This is a genomic window from Micromonospora sp. DT201 (genome assembly GCF_049841575.1).
Taxonomy (GTDB): domain Bacteria; phylum Actinomycetota; class Actinomycetes; order Mycobacteriales; family Micromonosporaceae; genus Micromonospora.
In genome coordinates this window covers 148470-167549 of sequence record NZ_JBNCKP010000001.1, presented here as the reverse complement: position 1 = coordinate 167549, position 19080 = coordinate 148470, and the positions used below count along the sequence as shown (strand labels likewise).

Genomic DNA, 19080 nt, shown 5'->3' with positions numbered 1-19080 from the left:
TGCCCTGGCCGCCCGGGACCATCGTTCCGACCTGGCCGGTGAACCGACTCAACCGCGTCGCCGAGCACGGCTGGGTGAACGCATGAGCGGGTCCGCGCGGAAGCCACGCACGGGTGACGTCCTGCACCTGACCCGCGCCGCGAGTGTGCAGTTCCTGCGCCCGATCTTCGTCCGCGTGATTCGCGTTCTCGACTGGCCGACGTACGACGGGTGGCCCGCCCGGCGGCCCGTCGCCCAACCACCCGCGCGCCCGTCAAGCGCGGTCCGGTGAGGGTCGGATGACCCGCCGTCCTCGACCGCACCATCCGATGCGCCCAGCGTGGCTCTGCCGCAACTGCGCCGCTCCCTGGCCGTGTGCGCCAGCCCAGCTTCACCTCGCGACCGAGTTCTACGGCCATTCCATCGCCCTGGCGTTCTACCTGGCAGCGAACATGCAGGACGCGGTTGATGATCTGCACTCCCTAGGCGTTCGTCCTGACCTGCGAGCACTTCACACCCGGTTCCTGGGCTGGCTGTCCCTGACCCGCCGACCGCACCGCGCCGACTTCCGCTAACCGCGAGACGAAGACCGCGCCGGTCGACCAGTCACCCGGCACGCCCGCTGCCCCTGTGCGGTGTGAGCCCCACTTGACAGGACCGAAACAGAAGGGACCCGGGCTGGAAACTGCCCGACGGCACGCTTTCCCGACATGACAGACGGTGCATGGTCGGCAACTCAACCGGGGCTGACGCCCCGGGAGGTGGCGACGCACTGCCCGTACTGCGCGCTCCAGTGCGGGATGGTGCTACGCCAGGACGACACCGGGGTGACGGTCCACCCCCGCCAGTTCCCCACCAATCGGGGCGGGCTCTGCCAGAAGGGTTGGACCGCGGCCGAGTTGCTCGACCACCCGGAGCGGCTGACCACTCCCCTGGTACGCGACCCGGCAACCGGGGAGCTGCACGCGGCAAGCTGGGACACCGCCCTCGATCGGGTCATCGCTGGGATCCGCGCCATCCAGGAGGACGCCGGCCCGGACGCGGTCGCCGTCTTCGGCGGCGGTGGCCTGACCAACGAGAAGGCGTACGCGTTGGGAAAGTTCGCCCGGATCGGGCTGCGCACCCGGCACATCGACTACAACGGACGGTTCTGCATGTCCTCGGCGGCTGCCGCCGGGATGCGCGCCTTCGGCATCGACCGAGGGCTGCCGTTCCCGCTCGCCGACCTGGGCCGGGCCGACACCCTGCTGCTGGTCGGCGCGAACCCGGCGGAGACCATGCCGCCGCTGGTGCGGTGGCTCACCGAGCAGCGCGGCAACGGCGGCCAACTGATCGTCGTCGACCCCCGAGTCACCGCCACCGCCCGCCAGGCCGACCTGCATCTGCAACCGCTGCCCGGCACCGACCTCGCGGTGGCCAACGCGCTGCTGCACATCGCCCTCACCGAGGGTTGGGTCGACCGGGCGTACGTGGCCGAACGCACCGCCGGATTCGAGGCGGTTCGCCGTAGCGTCGCCGCCTGGTGGCCGGCCCGCGCCGAACAGCTCTCCGGCGTGCCGGTGGCCGACCTGGAGGCGACCGCTCGCGCGCTGGGCACCGGCGGTCGAGTGATCATCCTTACCGCGCGCGGTGCCGAGCAGCACGCCAAGGGCGTCGACACGGTCTCCGCGTACGTCAATCTCGCCCTTGCCCTTGGTCTGCCCGGCCGTGCCGGCTCGGGGTACGGCTGCCTCACCGGCCAGGGCAACGGCCAGGGCGGGAGGGAACACGGGCAGAAGGCCGACCAACTCCCCGGCTATCGGCGGATCGACGACCCGGCGGCCCGCGAGCACGTGGCCGGGGTCTGGGGGGTGCCCGCCGACGAACTGCCCGGCCCGGGCGTGCCGGCGTACCAATTGCTCGACTCGCTCGGCACCCCCGACGGCCCGCGCGGTCTGCTGGTGTTCGGCTCGAACCCGGTGATCTCCGCGCCGCGGGCGGCGCGGATCGAACGCAGGTTGCGCGACCTCGACCTGCTGGTCGTCGCCGACCTGCTGCTCTCCGAGACGGCTGCGCTGGCGGATGTGGTGCTGCCCACCGCGCAGTGGGCCGAGGAGGACGGCACCATGACCAACCTGGAGGGTCGGGTGCTGCGTCGACGCGCGCTGCGCCCGCCCCCGCCCGGCGTCCGGACCGACCTGGCCATCATCTCCGACCTCGCGGCCCGGCTGGCCAGCGACGGCCCGGCGACCACCGGGGCGGCGGCTCGGTTTCCGGCCGACCCGGCCGCCGTCTTCGCCGAGTTGCGCCGGGCCTCGGCCGGCGGGGCCGCCGACTACGCAGGCATCAGCTGGGCCCGGATCGACGCCGACGACGGGGTCTACTGGCCCTGCCCCACCGAGGACGGGCCGGACACGCCACGGCTCTTCGCCGACCGGTTCGCCACCCCCGACGGCCGGGCCCGGTTCCACCCCGTCGACCACCGGCCGGCCGCCGAGGAGGTCTGCGCCACGTACCCGCTGCACTTCACCACCGGCCGGGTGCTGGCGCAGTACCAGTCCGGCACCCAGACCCGCCGGGTGGCAGCGCTGCGCCGCGCCGCCGGTGAGGCGTTCGTCGAGCTGCACCCCGACCTGGCCGCCCGGCTGAGCATCGACGAGGGGGACCCGGTGCGGGTCACCTCGCGCCGAGGTGAGTTCTGCGCTCCGGCGCGCCTCAGCGCCGGGATCAGACCGGACACCGTCTTCGCCCCGTTCCACTATGCGGGGGCGGGACGGGCCAACTCGGTGACAAACGACGCCGTGGACCCGATCTCCGGGATGCCCGAATTCAAGATCTGCGCGGTCCGGGTGGAGAAGGCATGACCGCCCGGGTGGTGATCGTCGGCAACGGGATGGCGGGTGCCCGCCTCGCCGGCGAGCTGCGCGCCCGGGAGGGCGATCAGAAGGTCACCGTGCTCGGGGCGGAGCCGCACCGGGCGTACAACCGGATTCTGCTCTCCACCCTGTTGGCTGGCCGGGTCGACGAGCCGGACATCGAGCTGACCGAGGCCGCCGGGCACGGCATCGACCTACGCACCGGCGTAACCGTGGCCGCGGTCGACCGATCTGCCCGGGAGGTCCGCACCGACGACGGTGAACGCATCTCCTACGACCATTTGGTGCTGGCCACCGGCGCCCAGGCGGTGGTGCCGCCACTGCCCGGCCTCGACCCGGCGGCCCTGCCGGAGCGGGTGGTCCCCTTCCGCACCCTGGACGACTGCCGACGGATCCTCGCCGCAGCCGACGGCGCACGCAGCGCGCTGGTGCTCGGCGGTGGGTTGCTCGGGCTGGAGGCCGCCCGAGGGCTGGCCACCCGAGGGTTGACCACGACCGTGGTGCACCCACGGGGGCACCTGATGGAACGGCAACTCGACCCGGCGGCCGGTGCGGTGCTCGCCGGCACGCTCGCCGGTCTCGGCGTCACCATCCAACTGGCGGTGCCGGCGACCAGCGTGGCCACGGACGCCACCGGCGTACGCCTCGACCTGGCCGACGGCCGAACGCTGCGAGCGGACCTGCTGGTGCTCTCCTGCGGCGTACGCCCGGACACCGCCCTCGCACAGGCCGCCGGGCTGACCGTCCGGCGCGGCGTGGTGGTGGACGACCGACTCCGCACCGACGACCGGTCCATCTCGGCGATCGGGGACTGCGCCGAGCACGACGGCGCGCTCACCGGGCTGGTCGCACCAGCCTGGGCCCAGGCCCAGGTGCTCGCCGACGTGCTGACCGGGGCGGACCCGCTGGCCCGGTACCGGCCCCGGCCGGCGGTGACCCGGCTCAAGGCCGCCGGGATCGACCTGGCCTCGATGGGCGACGCGGTGGGCGGCGGGCCGGGCGAGGAGCTGACCTTCGCCGACCCGACCCGGGGCACGTACGCCCGCCTGCGGATCAGGGACGAGCGGCTGATCGGCGCGATCCTGCTGGGCGACAACCCGGCCGTCGGCACGGTGATCCAGCTGTTCGACCGTGGCCACCCGGTGCCGACCGACCGGCGGGCGCTGCTGCTCGGCCGGGCGCTCGGCGGGGTCGGTGCGGCGCCGGCCGCGTCACCGGCGCTGATGCCGGACGCGGCCACTGTCTGCCAGTGCAACACGGTGAGCAAGGGCGCGCTGATCCGCAGCTGGCGTTCCGGAGCCCGGACGGTCGACGCGGTGGTGGCGGCGACCCGGGCCGGCACCGGGTGCGGCGGATGTCGGGACGCGGTCGGCGGCATCGTCGATTGGCTGAGCCAAGCGGAATCGGTGGAGGTGACGCGATGAACGGCGGCGATCTGGTCGTCATCGGCAACGGCATGGTCGGGCAGCGCTTCGTCGACGCGCTGCGCGCCCGTGATCCCCAGGGCAGCTGGCGGGTGACCGTGCTGGCCGAGGAGGGGCGTCCGGCGTACGACCGGGTGCGGCTCTCGGCGTACTTCGACGGGGTGAGTGAGAGCGAGCTCAACCTGCACACACCGCACGACGGGGTGCGGCTACGGCTCGGCGAGCCGGCCACCGCCATCGACCGGGACCGGCAGGTGGTGACCACCGCTGTCGGCGAGTACCGCTACGACGCGCTTGTGCTGGCCACTGGCTCGTACGCGTTCGTGCCGCCGGTGCCCGGCGCGGAGCTGCCCGGGGTCTTCGTCTACCGGACCCTGGACGATCTGGCGGCGATTCGGGCGTATGCACAGGGTCGGCGGGCCGGTGCGGTGATCGGCGGTGGGCTGCTCGGTCTGGAGGCGGCGAACGCCCTGCGGCTGCTGGGCCTCAGCACCGACGTTGTCGAATTCGCGCCGCGGCTGATGCCGGTGCAGGTGGACCAGGCCGGCGGCGCGATGCTACGCCGCTACGTCGACGATCTGGGCGTACGCACCCATCTCGGGGTGGCGACCACCGCCATCCGTTCCGGCCCGGACGGCGGTGTCGCAGCCCTGGACCTCTCCGACGGTGGTGCCGTCGACGCCGACCTGGTGGTGGTGGCCGCCGGGATCCGGCCGAGGGACGAGCTGGCCAGGGCTGCCGGTCTGCCGCTGGGTCCGCGCGGCGGGGTGCTTGTCGACGCGACCTGCCGCAGCGCCGACGAGCGGATCTGGGCGGTCGGTGAGTGCGCGGCGGTCGACGGCACCTGCCACGGCCTGGTCGCCCCGGGCTACGCGACGGCCGAGGTGGTGGCCGACCGGCTGGTCGGCGGCGCGGCGACCTTCCCGGGTGCCGACACCGCCACCAAGCTCAAGCTGCTCGGCGTCGATGTGGCCTCGTTCGGCGACGCGCACGGCGCGACCTCGGGCTGCCTGGACGTCACGTTCACCGACCCGGCGACCCGGGTCTACGCGAAGCTGGTCCTCTCCGACGACGCGCACACCCTGCTCGGCGGGGTGCTGGTCGGTGACGCCAGCGCGTACCCGACGTTGCGGGCCAGCGTGGGCGGCCCGCTGCCGGCCGCGCCACTGGCGCTGCTCGCCCCGGACGGGGGCGGGGCGGACGCCGGGGCACTGCCCGCCGCCGCCCAGGTCTGCTCCTGCAACGCGGTCACCCGGGGCGATGTGGACGCCGCCATCGCCGAGGGCTGCACCGACGTGCCGGCGTTGAAGGCGTGCACCAGGGCCGGTACGAGCTGCGGTTCCTGTGTGCCGACGCTGAAGCAGCTGCTGGACGCGGCTGGGGTGGTGCAGTCCAGCGCGCTCTGTGAGCACTTCGACGTCAGCCGACGGGAGTTGTTCGAGATCGTCCGCGTGCGCGGCATCCGCACCTTCTCCCGGCTGGTCGCCGAGCACGGTCGGGGGCGTGGCTGCGACATCTGCAAGCCGGTGGTGGCGTCGATCCTCGCGTCGTTGGGCAGCGGGCACGTGCTCGACGGTGAGCAGGCGTCGTTGCAGGACACCAACGACCACTTCCTGGCCAACCTGCAACGCGACGGTAGCTACTCGGTGGTGCCCCGAATTCCGGGCGGCGAGATCACCCCGGAGAAGCTGATCGTGATCGGCGAGGTCGCCCGGGACTTCCAGCTCTACACGAAGATCACCGGCGGGCAGCGGATCGACCTGTTCGGGGCGCGGGTGGAGCAGTTGCCGCAGATCTGGCGGCGGCTGGTGGACGCCGGCTTCGAGTCCGGCCACGCGTACGGTAAGGCGCTGCGGACTGTGAAGTCCTGTGTCGGCGAGACCTGGTGTCGGTACGGAGTGCAGGACTCGGTGGGGCTGGCCGTCGCCTTGGAGCTGCGCTATCGCGGGCTGCGCGCCCCCCACAAAATCAAGTCCGCGGTCTCCGGTTGTGCCCGCGAGTGCGCCGAGGCGCGCAGCAAGGACTTCGGCATCATCGCCACCGAGACCGGCTGGAATCTCTACGTCGGTGGCAACGGCGGCTTCCGGCCCCGACACGCGGACCTCTTCGCCACCGACCTGTCCACGGACGCGCTGACAACGCTGATCGACAGATTCTTGATCTACTACATCCGCACCGCCGACCGGCTGCAACGCACCGCAGGCTGGATCGAGGCGATGGACGGCGGCCTGGACCATCTGCGCTCGGTGATCGTGGACGACTCGCTCGGGCTCTGCGCCGAGTTGGACGCGGCGATGGCCCGGCATGTGGCGTCGTACTCCGACGAGTGGCGCGACGTGCTCGACGACCCGGATCGGCTGCGCCGCTACACCTCCTTCGTCAACGCTCCCGACGTACCCGACCCGTCGATCACCTTCACTCGCGAACGCGGCCAGCCAGTGCCCGTACGCGACCATCCCCCGACCGGATCCGAGCCGACCAACGGTCACCGTCGGCAACCGGTCACCCTCGGCCTACCGGAGGTACGGCGATGACCCAGACCCTCACGCTGACCTGGACCACCGTCTGCCTCCTCGACCGGTTGGAACCGGACCGGGGCGTCGCCGCCCTGGTCGACGGGGTGCAGATCGCCCTCTTCCGGACCTCCGACGGGCTGTTCGCGATCGACAACCGCGATCCGGTCTCCGGGGCGTACGTGCTGTCGCGGGGCATCGTCGGCAGCCGTGGCGGGGTGCCGACGGTCGCCTCACCGCTGCACAAGCAGGTGTACGACCTACGCAGCGGGCACTGCCTCGACCTGCCCGGGGTGGCCGTGGCCCGGCACGACGCGCGTTGCCGCGACGGGCTGGTCGAGGTGCGGTTACGACAGGAGGGTTGATGCGGGAAGAACTGGCGGGCTTCACCATCGGGGTGACCGCCGACCGGCGGCGCGACGAGTTGGCCGCGCTGCTCGAACGGCGGGGCGCCCGGGTGGTGCTCGCCCCGGCGTTGCGGATCGTGCCCCTGTCCGACGACACCGAGCTGCGCGAGGCGACCCGCGCCTGCCTGGAACAGCCGCCGGACATCCTGATGGCCAACACCGGCATCGGCATGCGCGGGTGGCTGGAGGCGGCCGAGGGTTGGGGGCTGGCCGAGCCGCTGCGCTCGGTGCTGGCCAACTCGTACGTGGTGGCCCGCGGCCCGAAGGCGCGCGGTGCGATCCGTGCGGCCGGGCTGCACGACCAGTGGTCGCCGGCCTCGGAGAGCTGCGACGAGGTGGTCGAGCACCTGTGCCGGCGCGGCGTGGCCGGGCAGGTGATCGCCATGCAGCTGCACGGTGAGCGGCAGCCGGAGTGCACGCTCGCGCTGGAGGCGGCCGGCGCCACGGTGATCGAGGTGCCGGTCTACCGTTGGGCCCCGCCGACCGACCCGGCACCGCTGCACCGGTTGATCGACCTGATCGCCGGCCGGCTGGTGGACGCGGTGACCTTCACCTCGGCGCCGGCGGCCGAGGCACTGCTACGGGCTGCCGGGGACCGCACCGACGCGGTGGTGTCCGCGTTCCGCGGCGACGTACTGGCCAGCTGCGTTGGCGCGGTGACCGCGGAGCCGCTGCTGCGGCACGGGGTGCCAGTGAGCGCCCCGGGTCGGGCCCGGCTGGGGGCCTTGGTCCGGACCATCATCGACGAGTTGCCCCGCCGGACCGTGACGTTCAAGGCCGGCGGGCACCTGCTCACGCTGCGCGGGCACGCGGCGGTGATCGACGGCGAGTTGCGGCCACTCGCACCCGCTCCGATGGCGGTGTTGCGGGCGCTGGCTCAGTCTCCCGGCCGGGTGCTGTCCCGCACGGCGCTGCTGCGGACGCTGCCCCGGGGCGCGGACGAGCATGCGGTGGAGATGGCGGTGGCCCGACTACGGGCCGGCCTGCACGCGCCCCGCGTGGTGCAGACCATCGTGAAGCGCGGCTATCGACTCCGCGTCGACTGACGCGTCACGGCCGGCAGGTGTGTGTGCCGGCCGGCCGTGACGCGACAGCTCAGCCGACCGGTGTGGGGAAGCCCCGCCCGTGCTCGGACTGCAGCCGCAGCATGGCGTGCTCGACGACCGTCACCAGCACCTGCTTGACCGAATCCCGGTGCCGGGCGTCGGTCATCACCAGCGGCACCTGCGGCGAGATGGCCAGCGCCTCGCGGACCTCGTCCAGATCGTACTGGGGAGCGCCGTCGAACCGGTTCAGTGCTACCACGTACGGCAGCTTGCGGTTCTCGAAGTAGTCCAGAGGAGCGAACGCGTCGGTGATCCGGCGCGTGTCCACCAGCACGGCCGCACCCACCGCACCTCGAATGATCTCGTCCCACATGAACCAGAACCGAGTCTGACCAGGTGTACCGAAGAGGTACAGGATCAGATCCTGGGCCATGGTGATACGGCCGAAGTCCATGGCGACCGTGGTGGTCTCCTTGCCCGGCACCTTGGACGGGTCGTCGATGCCGACACCTGCCGCGGTCATCAACGCCTCGGTGGTCAGCGGTTGGATCTCGGAGATCGCCCCGACCAGTGTCGTCTTACCGACGCCGAAGCCGCCCGCGACGACGATCTTCGCGGAGACGATTCCCCGGCCCGGCCGCCCCCCCAGCGGGGTCATAGCCTGCGAAGTCCACTTAGCACCCTTCCAAGCAGTTCCATCCGCTCCTCGAACCCCTCGGCGGGAGCAGCAGTGTGTAACGTCAGCAGGCTCTCGGCCACCATGTCGGCGACCAACACCCGGGCGACGCCCAGCGGCATCCGGGTGTACGCGGCGATCTCCGCCAGCGACTGTGCTCGGCCCTCGCAGACCGTGGCGATGCGGTGCTTGTCATGCCCAGCGAAGCGGGACTCGGCGACCTGGGTGGGAGACGCGGTGAGGACGGCCTCGAGGGCGATGTCCTGCCGGGGCTCGGTACGACCACGGGTGACCGCGTACGGACGTACCAGTGCACCGCGCGGATCAACGCGTCGTTGGTCCATCCCCGATCACCTCCTCGTCCCCTGTGGAGCCGGTCTGTGCCGCCTCGCGTCCCTGATCCGGCGCACGGTATGAGCGCCGTCCTGCAATGCTACGAACGCACCGCGTCGCGCGGCAGCGGCACCAGCGCGGCACCCACCCGCTCGACCAGCAGCGCCATCTCGTAACCCACCTGGCCCACGTCGCAGCTGCGCGCGGCCAGTACGGCCATCGACGAGCCGTCGCTGATCGACATCAGGAAGAGATAGCCGCTGTCCATCTCGATAACTGTCTGCAACACCCCGCCCGCGCTGAACATCCGGGCTGCGCCCTCGGTCAGGCTCACCACGCCGGACGTGATCGCGGCGAGCTGATCCGCCCGGTCCCCCGGCAAATCCCGGGAGGACGCGAGCAGCAGCCCGTCGGCGGATACCGCCACCACGTGGGCGATGCCCGCCACGCTGTCGGCGAAGTTGGTGAGCAGCCAACCCATGTCCTGCATGGCAGCTGGCCTGTTCATCGGCTCTCCTTGGTCGAGGTGCTGTTCAGGTCCGTTCCGGCCGTCCGACCACGCTGAACACCGCGGTGGTAGGCCGACAACAGACCGCGTACTTCATCGGGGGTCCGGCGGCTGCGGTCCCGGCCGCTCTTCGGTTCGATGCCGCCCGGTACGAGCTGTTGCTGCGGCACCCGCTTGGGCAGCCCGGAGCGGGTGGTCCCGGCGGGAGCCGGTTCGGCGGCCTGGCTGGCCCGCGACCAGCCCTCGTCGGCAGCCGTCCGCCAGGCGTGCGGGTCCGCGGCGGGGGCAGTGGGGGCGGTCGGCGCCGTCCGGGCGGCCGAAGGCGGAGAGTAGGACGGCGGCGTGCCGAGCCCACCGGCAGTCGCGCTACCGCGGCCCCCGCTGCTCGGCGTGGTGGGGCTGTCGGTGTTGGAACTGCCGGGGGTGCGGGTCGGCAGTGGCGGCCGGGCCGGCGCGGACGCGGCGCTCGGCTGACCGCCGTTGCCCGAGCGCAGCCCGGCGTCGGCCGGAGCGGCAGCGGCGGGCGCTGGCGGCTCGTCGAACTTGGGCCGGGTGAAGATCGCGGTGGCGTCGTCGCCGTGCGACCGGAACCAGACCGCCTCCATCTCCCGGAAGATCGGCGCCTCGGCGGGGAAGTCGGGCCGGGTGCTGACCGGTGCGGCTGGCGCCGGCGGCGCTGCGGATGGTGCCACCGCGCCCGGGCCGGCGACCGGACCGACCGGAAGACCGGGGGCACTGCGTCCGTCCGCGGCAGCCGCGGTCGAACCGCGCCTAGGCAGCGAATCGATGGTCGGGTAGGCCACGGTGGGGCTGCTCGTCGACGCACCCGAGCCGTTGCTGTACGTGGGCTGTGCCGGCGGGAGCGGAGCGGCGGGTGCCGGGGCGGCCGGAGCCGGCACGGGCGGCACCATTGGGCGCGTGCCGGCGTAGCCGCCCGCCTGTACGGCCGGGGTGGTGTCCCGGGAGTCCAGCGGGGATTGCCACTGGGCGGGTGCTGGGGCGTTGGTCCGCCACTGGTCGGGCAGGGTCGCCGAGGTTGCGGCACCGGCGAACTGCTCGGTGTGACCGACCGGGGTGAGCGGCGTCTGCTCCACAGCCATCGGCTGACGCGGCCGGCTGAGCACCTGCTCGCGGCCCCGGTTATTGGGCAGCACCACGGTGGTGGCGGGCAGCGTCACCTGGGCGACGGTGCCGCCCTCGACGTTGCGGCGCAGCTCCACCCGGATGCCGTAGCGGGCGGCGAGCCGACTCACCACGGCCAGACCCATCAGCCGGAACGCGGCGACGTCGACGCTCGGCGGGGCGGCCAACCGGCGGTTGAGCGAGTCGAGCTGTTCGTCGGTGAGGCCGAGCCCGCGGTCCTCGATCTGGATCAGGACGTAGTCGCGGATCCGGCGACCGTCGGCGACCACCGTGGTGTTCGGCGGTGAGAACCGGGTCGCGTTGTCGAGCAGCTCGGCGACGAGGCGTACCACGTCGTTGACCGCGTGCGCGGCCACCGAGATGTCGGTGTCGACCGTCCCGAACTCGATGCGGTTGTACAGCTCCACCTCGGACTGGGCGGCGCGCAGCACGTCCACCACCAGCGCGTCGTCACGGCGCGGTACGGCCGAGTCCGCGCCGGCCAGGACCAGCAGGTTCTCGTCGTTGCGGCGCATTCGAGTGGCGAGGTGGTCGAGCTCGAAGAGCTGCGCGAGCCGCTTCGGGTCCTCCTCGCCGCGCTCGATCGCGTCCAGCTCGCCGATCATCCGGTCGACCAGGGTCTGACTACGACGTGCCAGGTTGAGGAACATCGCCGAGACGCTGGTGCGCAGCGCGGCCTGCTCGGCGGCGACCCGCACCGCCTCCCGGTGGACGACGTTGAAGGCCAACGCCACCTGACCGACCTCGTCGCGGCTGTTGAGCTGGATCGGGTCCCGGACCTGCCGGACGATCTCGTCCACACCGCCGTCACTGACGCTGCCCATGTTCTGCAGCCGCCGCACCGCGTCGGGCAGATCGTGGTTGGCCACCGAGAGCGCGCCCTCACGCAGCCTGCGCAGCGAGTGGTTGAGCGAGCGGGCCAGCACCACGGCCAGCGACACGGCGATGATCAGGGTCAGCAGGACCAGGACGGACTCGATCACGGCCTGCCGGATGACATCCGAGCGTGCCTGGTCGGCCTGCTGGAGCAGCCGGTCCTGCAGTTGGAGCTCGGCCCAGCGCATCAGGTCTTGTACGGCACCGATGGCGGCGGTGGCGTCCTGTGCGGTCACCAGCGGGCGCTGCCCGACCGAGCGGGTGATGTCGGTCGCCACCCGGTCGGAGAGGCCGACCGCGTCACCGGAGACGGTGCTGTCGACCAGGGCGCGCTGCACCGGGTCCGCGGCCAGAGAGAAGGAGACCAGGGCCTCCTGCTGGCTGGTCAGCGTGGCCACGAAGGAGGAGAACTGCTCCGAGTCGAGTTGGCCCGCCGACAGAGCGGTGAAGGCGACCGCCTCTTCCTCGGCGACGGAAGCCTTGGCGCGGGCGAAGGCGGAGACCGCGCGGCGGCTGTCCGCCAGGCTCTCGTCGCCAGGCAGCTGGGCCAGGCCGTCGCCGTAGGCGACCAGGTCGGTGAGGATGACCCCGTAGCGGAGCACCGCCTCGGCGACCGCCATCTGCCGGCGGTCCAGCACCTCCTGACGGGTGCCGTCCAGAGTGGCCAGGTGGCCGTCGATGGCGGCCAGGCGGTCCCGCAGGGCCGCCGGCACCTCGCCGACTCGGCCTCGCTCGGCACGGTATTCGTCCACCTGCTGCTGCGTCGCACGGACCCGCAGGTTGTACGCGTCGGCCGGCTGCTGCGGCGTGGCCAGGTAGGCGGCCGCGGCCATCCGCTCGGCTTGCAGGTCCTGCGTAAGAGCGCTGACGTCGATGGAGAGGGCCGTCAGCGACCGGGCCTGGGTGGCGTCGAGGGCACCCTCGCCAACGGAGATCAGACGGACCGTCGCCAGCGCGATCACCGCCGCCACCGGGACGACGAGGATCAACGCCAGTTTGGACCGGATCCGGGCGTCCCGCAGTCTCGGCAACCGTCGGCGCGTACGCCGCTCGCCTTCGCCGAGCGCGGGCAGGGTCGTCGGTCCGGTGCTCACGACATTGCCTCCGTCGTTTCTTCCCCGCCTGAGCCGCCGAGCCATGCCGTAAGCGGAGGGGACCACGCGCGGCACGGCCGCGATTTCATCAGAGAAGATCCTGTTTGGGAAGCCGCAGTGAGGTAGGAAACGGTCGGACGGAGCGCATCCCGTGATCCGGGCAACTGATACCTTCATTTCCGCAAGCCCCTGAACAGGGCATGTAACTCTTGAGTGGTCACGCGTGTATGCAAAGTAATCTTTTGCAAACATTGCGTTACCCCAGCATGTGGGATGGCCGTCCCGAGAATGCTGCCGGGGTCCGCGCTTGACCACAGCGCCGGCCATTGGCAAGGTTTTGCAGGCTTCGCGCACACCGTACGGCAGAGGAGATCCCGTCTTCCACTGAGGACGGATTAGCGGCGGTGACCGGGCAGCGCCCGCGCCCGCACCTGGAGGACTGAGTTGAGCCCCATCCGCTCCGCGACCATCGCGGCGCTCGCATCGGCCGTAGTGGCCACCACGCTCACCGGCTGCCAGTTTGGCGGGGCGGAGCAGGACACGAGTCCAATCGTGATCGCCGCTGACCTCGAACTCTCCGGCGCCGCCGCCCCGCTTGGGCGGACATACCAGCGGGCCCTCGAACTCAAGGTCGAGCAGCTGAACTCCTCCGGCGCACTGAACGGCCGGGAGGTCAAGCTGAAGGTGAAGGACAACCGTTCTGACTCGGCCGAGTCACTTCGCAACATCGCCGACTTCAGCAGCGATTCCGGGGTCAGCGCCATCATCATGGGTGGCTGCAACGAATGCGCGATCGGTGCGGTCGCAACCATCAACGACAAGCGGATTCCCACCATTGCGCTCGCCGCTTCCGGCGCGATCGCCGGCCCAGTCGCCGAACGGCGCTACGTGTTCAAGTTGGGCCCTAACGCCCCGGACAGCGCGGCGGCACTGACCACCGAACTGCGCCGCAACAACATCCGCAAGGTGGGGATGCTCGTCAGCGACGACGACTACGGCCGGGAGGGCGCGACCGCACTCAAGAGGGAACTGGACAAGGCCAACATCACGCTCCGCGAGCAGAAGGCCAAGACCACCGACACCGACGTCAGCCAGCAGATCCGACAGCTCACGTCAGGCAAGCCGGACGCGCTGGTCTTCTGGACCCCGCCGGAGCAGGCGACCCTGGCCGCCACCAGCGCCCAGCAGACCACCTTCCGTGGGCCGCTCTTCTTCGACGCGAGTGCGGCCGGAGATCTCTTCCTCGGCGCGGCGACCAAGGCGACCGAGCGTGCCACTCTGATCTTCACCCAGACGATGGTGATCGACGACGTGATTGCGACCACACCGGCCAAGGCGGCGCGGCGGCAGTGGTTCCAGGACTACACCGCGCGCTTCGGCGGCTACAACGGGTCCTCCTCCTTCGCCGCGGATGCCGTCCAGCTGATCGCCGACGCGGAGCTTCGCGCGGGTGGCGAGATTGGGAAGGTGGACCGCAACGGCATTCGGGACGTGCTTGAGACCTCCCAGATGGACGGGCTGTCCGGCCCGATCCGGATGACGCCGGACAACCACAGCGGGCTGATGCCGCAGGCGCTCACCACGTTGGTCGCTCGCAACGGCCGGTGGCGGTTGGCGGGGTAAACGCTTCTGGGCCTCGTGTAGCTCGCTGGTCCGGCGGGTTCGTCGGGGTGCCGGGTGGGGTGTGGCCGACCGTGCCCGGCTCCGGGCGGTCAGGCTTGATCCCTCCGCCGGGCACGGTCGGCCACACCTTCTCGCCTGCGGCTTCGAGCGAAGGGCCGGCCTCCTACTGGGGAGGCCGGCCCTTTCGCGTTTTTTGGTGTTGATCTTGATCTGTGTCTTGGTGCTGGTCTTTGGTCTTGTCTGTTCTGTTGGTTAGCGGCTGCTGGTGGTTTCTCGCACCCAGGGCAGGGCGATCCGCTCGATCAGCAGGAGCGCCGAATAGAGCAGGATGCTCACCAGTGCCACCAGCATGATCGCCGCCCACGCGGTGGCGGTGTCGCCGACGCCAGCGTACTGAAGGATCACATAGCCGAGGCCCTTCTCACCGGCCTGGAACTCGCCGATCACCGCGCCGATCGCGGCCAGTGGCATGGCCACCTTGAGCCCGACGAAGATCTGCGGCAGCGCGGCCGGAAAGCGCACCTTGCGGAACGCCTGCCAGCGGGAGGCGTTCCAGGAGCGCACCAACTCCGCCAGGTCAGCCGGCGTGGTGGTCAGCCCGGTCGCGGTGGAGAGCACGATCGGAAAGAAGCAGAGAAGGAACACCATGGTGAGGATCGGCTTCTGACCCCAGCCGAGCGCCACCACCAGCAGCGGGCCCAACGTGATCTTCGGCACCGCGTTCACCGCGACCAGCAGCGGGGTGAACATCCGCTCCACCGTGCGGGAACTGGCCAGGGACAGTCCGATCAGAACACCGGCAACCGCCGAGAGGGCGAAGCCGGTCAGGATCTCCAGCAGGGTCCCCCAGGTGTGCTCCAGCATCTGGGCGGGCTTGTCGATGAACGCGGCGAGCACGTCGCCGGGCGGTGGCAGAGCGGCAGGGTGAACCAGTTCCAGCCGGGCGATCAGCCACCACGCCGCCAGAGCGACCAGAAGGCCGGCCGCAGGCAGCAGCGCCGCCCCGGCGCGAAGACCGGCACCTCGACCCACCCGTCCCGCCTCGCGGCCACTACCCGCGGGTGGAGGTGCCACCTGCGCCGGATCCGCCGACCGGACGTCGGTCATCTTGTTCTCCTCGAAATCCACGGCCCCGGGGGCCGACGAGCGACGGGGGTACGCCCCACCGGAATCGGCGGGACGCACCCCCTGGTGACGACCGGAGGATCAGGCCTTCGGCGCGAGGCTGAAGTCGATGATCTGCTCGGGGGTGATGTTCTGCTTGAGCGAGCCAGCGCCCTGCAGGATGGCGATGCTCTTGGCGACCCGACCGCTGTCCAGGGTGCCGATCGCGGTGCCGGTGTTGCCGGAACGGACGTACGCGGCCATCAGGTCCAGCTCGGCGGCGGCGGCGTCCTTGTTGGCGGCGTCGACGTTCTTCTTCAGGATCTCGCCGGCCTCCTTGGAGTTGGCCAGGCTGTACTCCAGGCCCTTGAGCAGCGCCGCGGTGAACCGCTTCACCATCTCGGGCTTCTCCTTGGCGATCTTCGAAGACGTGATCAGCACGTTGCCGTAGAGGTCCTGCATCACGTTGCTGTACGGCAGCATGACGGCCTTCTTCCTGGCCGCCGCCTCGATGGTCGGCTGACCGACGACGAACTGGCCGATGCCGTCGACCGAGCCGTTGGCCAGCGTGCCGATCAGGGTCTGCGCATCACCGTTGACCCAGGTCACCTTGCTCGCGTCCACACCAGCGAGCCGGGCGTACGTCGGGAAGAGGTTGCGGACCACGGAACCGGGGGTGTCGGCGAGCTTCTTGCCCTCCAGGTCCTTCGGCGAGGCGATGCTCTTGCCCTCGAGCGTGGCGATGCCCGCCATGGTGCGCTGCTGGATCGCGGCCACCACGGTGAAGTCCTTCGCCTGGCCGTTGCCGACCTGGAGCAGGCTGCCGGTGAGGTCGACCGGGCCGAAGTCAGCCTGGCCGCCGACGATGGTCTGGATCACACCACCGGTGCCCTGACCGGCCTTGATTTCGACGTCGAAGCCGGCGTCCTTGAAGAAGCCCTTGTCCTTCGCCACCCAGGCGTAGGCGTCACGGCCGAACTGACCGAAGGAGGTGAGGTAGGTCACCTTCTCCAGCGCCTTGCCGTCACCCCCCTTGGCGTCGTCGGCCGAATCCGACCCGCTGCTGCAGGCGGAGACAAGGGCGAGGGCGGTGGCCAGCGCGGCCGTAGCGACCGTACGGGTCAGCCTTCTCATTAGTGCACCATGTCCTTTCCGACCGGGGCCGGCAGGCCACCGGAGGGGGTTGTCTTGACGGGCCGGCAGGAGGGGCAAGCCGGGCTCCGCAGTTGTGAAGGGACTCTTCGCGGGCACAGCGTACGAGAAACCCGCAGTTGCGACGCCAGGCGTATCGGGTTGCGGAACGGAAACAACCTGATGACCACCCCGGACGGTGCGATACGCAGACAGTGCAGCTAGCCTTTGCCGGATTACTGACCGTCCACTCAGCGGAGGTACGCCGGAGATGATCCAACTGGCCGGGGTGTCCCGTACCTTCGAAGGCCGATCGGGCCGGGTGGAGGCGCTACGTGGCATCAACCTCGACGTCGCCGAAGGCGAGTTCGTCGCCGTGCTCGGCCGCTCCGGTTGCGGCAAGTCCACCCTGCTGCGGCTGATCGCCGGGCTGCTTCCGCTGACCGCCGGTGAGATCACCGTGGCCGGTACGCCGATCGCCCGCCCTCGCCAGGACATCGCCATGCTGTTCCAGAAGCCGGCGCTGCTGCCTTGGCGCACCGTGCTGGACAACGTCATGCTGCCGGTGGAGATCTTCGGCTGGAGCCGGGCCAAGCACCGCGAGCGGGCCCGGCAGCTGCTCGACGTTGCCGGGTTGTCCGGCTTCGAGAAGCGGCTGCCGCACGAACTCTCCGGCGGCATGCAGCAGCGGGTGTCGCTGTGCCGGTCGTTGATCGGTGAGCCCCGGGTGATGTTGATGGACGAGCCGTTCTCCGCTCTGGACGCACTCACCCGCGAGGAGCTCTCCGGCGAACTCCAGCGGGTGCACATGGAGAACAAGCCGACCATCGTCTTCGTCACCCACTCGATCGACGAGGCGGTGCTGCTCGCCGACCGGGTGGTCGTGCTGAGCCCCCGCCCCGGCCGGATCCGCAAGGTGGTCGACGTCGCGATCCCCCGGCCCCGCACCCTGGGCCGCAACGCCCACCTGGCGGATGTCGCCCAGGTCAGCGCCGACCTCCACGAGCTGTTGATGGAACGCGACCAGCCGGCTGCGGCCGGCGCGGAAGGACGATGAACATGCGGGTTTCGGTCTTCACCGAGCCGCACCGGGGTGCCAGCTACGACGACCAGCTCCGGTTCGCCCGGGTGGTCGAGGCCTGCGGGTACGAGGGTTTCCTCCGCGCCGACCACTACCAGTCGATGGGCGCCGACCCGGGTCTACCCGGCCCGACGGACGCTTGGCTGACCCTCGCCGCGCTGGCCCGGGAGACCGAACGGATCCGGCTCGGCACCCTGGTGACGTCCGCCACCTTCCGCCTGCCCGGCCCTCTCGCGATCATGGTCGCGCAGGTCGACCAGATGAGCGGCGGCCGTGTCGACCTGGGCATCGGCGCCGGCTGGTACGAGCGCGAGCACACCTCGTACGGCATCCCGTTCCCGCCGGTCGTCGAGCGCTTCGACCGGCTGGCCGAGCAGCTTGAAGTGATCACCGGGCTGTGGCGGACCCCGTCCGGCGAGACCTACAACTTCACCGGCGAGCACTACCACCTGGTGGACGCCCCGGGCCTACCCAAGCCGGTGCAGGTGCCCGGGCCACCGATCATCGTAGGCGGGCGCGGCCCCAAGCGCACTCCCGAGCTGGCCGCCCGATACGCCAACGAGTTCAACATGCCCTTCAAGTCCGTGGCGGACACAGCCAAGGCGTTCGACCGGGTGCGTGAGGCGTGCGAACGCACCGGTCGGTCGGAGTCCGGGCGCGAGGAGTTGGTGCTCTCCGCCGGGATCGTCGTGGCCATCGGCCGGACCGACGCGGAGGCCCAGCGGCGTGCCGCACCCCTGCACGAGAAGAGCGCGCTGCCGCCGGAGGACCCGGTGGTCGGCTCGCCCGCGCAGCTCGCCCAGCGGATCGGCGAGTTCGCCGCGATCGGCGCCACCCGGGTCCACCTGCGCCTGATCGACTTCGATGATCTCGACCACCTTGAGCTGATCGCAGCCGAGGTGCTCCCCCAACTGGACGGAGAACGATGACCGACGTGATCGTCGACGAGACCGAACTCGGGCCGGTGGGCCAGGAGATCGTGTACGAGAACGACCGGGTCCGGGTCTGGCACATCCGCCTCGAGCCGGGCGAGCGGCAACCGCTGCACCGGCATGATCACCCGTACCTGGTGGTGGCGATCGAGGGCGCGAAGAACGTCGTACAGACCATCGACGGCACCCGCATCGACGCCGACGAACCCACCGGCGGAGTGGTCTACCGGGATCCGGGGGCTGTGCACATGCTCACCAATGTCGGAGACACGACTTACCTCGCTCGGCTGGTCGAACTCAAGTAGACCCGCCGAGCGCGGGCCGACGCGCCGCGCGGCGCGCCGGTGGCCATCGG

At 71.1% G+C, this 19080-nt stretch carries 15 protein-coding genes and 1 pseudogene; 10 read left to right on the top strand and 6 right to left on the bottom strand.

The window, feature by feature from the left end:
• Nucleotides 1-82: 82 nt before the first annotated feature.
• The 6 genes from ACLQ28_RS00855 to ACLQ28_RS00830 all read left to right on the top strand — a co-directional run bounded on the left by ACLQ28_RS00855 (nucleotide 83) and on the right by ACLQ28_RS00830 (nucleotide 8224).
• A complete protein-coding gene (locus ACLQ28_RS00855) occupies nucleotides 83-271 on the top strand; it encodes a hypothetical protein (protein WP_425684785.1) in 189 nt (62 codons plus the stop codon).
• Between the two features lie 418 nt (nucleotides 272-689).
• Nucleotides 690-2822, top strand: a complete 2133-nt coding sequence (locus ACLQ28_RS00850) for a molybdopterin oxidoreductase family protein (RefSeq protein WP_425684267.1) — start codon at nucleotides 690-692, stop codon at nucleotides 2820-2822.
• A complete protein-coding gene (locus ACLQ28_RS00845; RefSeq protein ID WP_425684266.1) occupies nucleotides 2819-4258 on the top strand; it encodes an FAD-dependent oxidoreductase in 1440 nt (479 codons plus the stop codon). Before ACLQ28_RS00850 ends, ACLQ28_RS00845 begins: the two co-directional genes overlap by 4 nt.
• Entirely contained in the window at nucleotides 4255-6792 is a 2538-nt protein-coding gene (nirB, locus tag ACLQ28_RS00840) for a nitrite reductase large subunit NirB (protein WP_425684265.1), read from the top strand. The genes ACLQ28_RS00845 and nirB overlap by 4 nt, the downstream gene beginning before the upstream one ends.
• Nucleotides 6789-7136 carry a nitrite reductase small subunit NirD gene (gene nirD / locus ACLQ28_RS00835; RefSeq protein ID WP_425684264.1) on the top strand — a complete coding sequence of 116 codons (348 nt, stop codon included), beginning with the start codon at nucleotides 6789-6791 and terminating at the stop codon, nucleotides 7134-7136. The genes nirB and nirD overlap by 4 nt, the downstream gene beginning before the upstream one ends.
• Nucleotides 7136-8224, top strand: coding sequence for a uroporphyrinogen-III synthase (locus ACLQ28_RS00830; protein WP_425684263.1), 1089 nt, complete (start codon nucleotides 7136-7138; stop codon nucleotides 8222-8224). The genes nirD and ACLQ28_RS00830 overlap by 1 nt, the downstream gene beginning before the upstream one ends.
• 49 nt (nucleotides 8225-8273) lie before the next feature.
• Here ACLQ28_RS00830 and ACLQ28_RS00825 read toward each other — a convergent pair.
• The 4 genes and pseudogenes from ACLQ28_RS00825 to ACLQ28_RS00810 form a co-directional block, all read right to left on the bottom strand.
• A pseudogene (locus ACLQ28_RS00825) lies at nucleotides 8274-8898 on the bottom strand (GTP-binding protein).
• The gene (locus tag ACLQ28_RS00820) at nucleotides 8879-9244 is read right to left on the bottom strand and encodes a DUF742 domain-containing protein (RefSeq protein WP_151488101.1); all 366 of its coding nucleotides are present in this window, start codon (nucleotides 9242-9244) and stop codon (nucleotides 8879-8881) included. The pseudogene ACLQ28_RS00825 and the gene ACLQ28_RS00820 overlap by 20 nt, the downstream one beginning before the upstream one ends.
• A gap of 89 nt (nucleotides 9245-9333) precedes the next feature.
• Nucleotides 9334-9741, bottom strand: a complete 408-nt coding sequence (locus ACLQ28_RS00815) for a roadblock/LC7 domain-containing protein (protein WP_007465177.1) — start codon at nucleotides 9739-9741, stop codon at nucleotides 9334-9336.
• Nucleotides 9738-12854 (bottom strand): sensor histidine kinase, encoded by a 3117-nt coding sequence (locus tag ACLQ28_RS00810; protein WP_425684262.1) that lies wholly within the window; start codon nucleotides 12852-12854, stop codon nucleotides 9738-9740. Before ACLQ28_RS00810 ends, ACLQ28_RS00815 begins: the two co-directional genes overlap by 4 nt.
• A 444-nt stretch (nucleotides 12855-13298) precedes the next feature.
• Here ACLQ28_RS00810 and ACLQ28_RS00805 point away from each other — a divergent pair, with 444 nt between their 5' ends.
• Entirely contained in the window at nucleotides 13299-14477 is a 1179-nt protein-coding gene (locus ACLQ28_RS00805) for an ABC transporter substrate-binding protein (protein ID WP_425684261.1), read from the top strand.
• Between the two features lie 252 nt (nucleotides 14478-14729).
• On the opposite strand, the gene ACLQ28_RS00800 is transcribed toward ACLQ28_RS00805, so the two are convergent.
• Both ACLQ28_RS00800 and ACLQ28_RS00795 read right to left on the bottom strand, forming a co-directional pair.
• Nucleotides 14730-15584, bottom strand: a complete 855-nt coding sequence (locus ACLQ28_RS00800) for an ABC transporter permease (RefSeq protein ID WP_425684260.1) — start codon at nucleotides 15582-15584, stop codon at nucleotides 14730-14732.
• 99 nt (nucleotides 15585-15683) lie between these two features.
• On the bottom strand, nucleotides 15684-16715 hold the full coding sequence (locus ACLQ28_RS00795; RefSeq protein WP_425684259.1) for an ABC transporter substrate-binding protein: 1032 nt from the start codon (nucleotides 16713-16715) through the stop codon (nucleotides 15684-15686).
• Between the two features lie 268 nt (nucleotides 16716-16983).
• Between ACLQ28_RS00795 and ACLQ28_RS00790 the strand changes: the two genes are divergently transcribed.
• The 3 genes from ACLQ28_RS00790 to ACLQ28_RS00780 are packed head-to-tail and all read left to right on the top strand — an operon-like array spanning nucleotide 16984 to nucleotide 19030.
• Nucleotides 16984-17769 carry an ABC transporter ATP-binding protein gene (locus ACLQ28_RS00790; RefSeq protein ID WP_425684258.1) on the top strand — a complete coding sequence of 262 codons (786 nt, stop codon included), beginning with the start codon at nucleotides 16984-16986 and terminating at the stop codon, nucleotides 17767-17769.
• A gap of 2 nt (nucleotides 17770-17771) precedes the next feature.
• Nucleotides 17772-18722: an LLM class F420-dependent oxidoreductase gene (locus ACLQ28_RS00785; protein ID WP_425684257.1), complete on the top strand. Its 951-nt coding sequence runs from the start codon at nucleotides 17772-17774 to the stop codon at nucleotides 18720-18722.
• Nucleotides 18719-19030: a cupin gene (locus ACLQ28_RS00780; protein ID WP_425684256.1), complete on the top strand. Its 312-nt coding sequence runs from the start codon at nucleotides 18719-18721 to the stop codon at nucleotides 19028-19030. The genes ACLQ28_RS00785 and ACLQ28_RS00780 overlap by 4 nt, the downstream gene beginning before the upstream one ends.
• The last annotated feature ends 50 nt before the right edge of the window (nucleotides 19031-19080 follow it).